The 1,076-nt window shown below is 67.7% G+C and carries 1 protein-coding gene; it reads left to right on the top strand.

Translation table 11 applies throughout. From position 1 onward, the window contains the following. Nucleotides 1-1,076, top strand: a 1,076-nt coding sequence (gene gndA, locus ABD714_RS22975) for an NADP-dependent phosphogluconate dehydrogenase (RefSeq protein WP_344814795.1), incomplete at both ends; no start/stop codon positions are given.

Below are 1,076 nucleotides of genomic sequence, written 5' to 3'. Positions count from 1 at the left end.
GCAACTTCGCCCGCCACGGGCATCGTGTGGCGATCCACAACCGCAGTTTCGCGAAGACGGAGTCGTTGGTCGCCGATCACGGCGACGAGGGCACGTTCGTCGCGTCGGAGTCGATGGGGGACTTCGTCGCGTCGTTGGAGCGGCCGCGTCGGGTGATCATCATGGTCAAGGCCGGTGCGCCGACCGATGCGGTGATCGCGGAGCTGGTGCCGTTGCTGGAGGAGGGCGACATCATCATCGACGCGGGCAACGCGCACTTCCCGGACACGATCCGGCGGGAGGAGGAGCTGAAGGCGAAGGGTCTGCACTTCGTCGGTTCGGGGGTGTCTGGTGGTGAGGAGGGTGCGTTGAACGGCCCGTCGATCATGCCGGGTGGGTCGCGGGAGTCGTATGAGTCGTTGGGTCCGTTGCTGGAGTCGATCTCGGCGAAGGTCGACGGGACCCCGTGCTGCACCTACATCGGCCCTGATGGTGCGGGGCACTTCGTGAAGATGGTGCACAACGGCATCGAGTACGCCGACATGCAGCTGATCGCGGAGGCGTACGACCTGATCAAGCAGGGCACCGGGAAGTCGGCGGCGGAGATCGCCGACATCTTCCGCGACTGGAACTCCGGGGATCTGGAGTCGTTCCTGATCGAGATCACCGCGGAGGTGCTGTCGCAGACCGGGGCGGATGGGCTGCCGTTGGTCGACGTGATCCTGGATCAGGCCGAGCAGAAGGGCACCGGCCGGTGGACGGTGCAGAACGCCCTGGATCTGGGGGTGCCGATCACCGGGATCGCGGAGGCCACGTTCGCCCGGGCCCTGTCGGGGTCGGTGCCGCAGCGGGAGGCGGCCCGGTCGGTGCTGCCCGGCCACGCGGCGGAATGGTCCATCGAGGACACCGACGCGTTCGTGGAGGACGTCCGGCAGGCGTTGTTCGCGTCGAAGATCGTGGCGTACTCGCAGGGTTTCGACCAGATCGCCGCGGCCAGCGAGGAGTACGGCTGGGACATCGACCGGGGGGCGATGGCCCGGATCTGGCGGGGTGGCTGCATCATCCGGGCCCGGTTCCTGAACCGGATCACCGAGGCC

It is taken from the genome of Microlunatus aurantiacus (assembly GCF_039536605.1).
GTDB lineage: Bacteria > Actinomycetota > Actinomycetes > Propionibacteriales > Propionibacteriaceae > Microlunatus > Microlunatus aurantiacus.
Note: the sequence above shows the minus strand (reverse complement) of the source record. Positions and strands in the feature narration are given on the sequence as shown.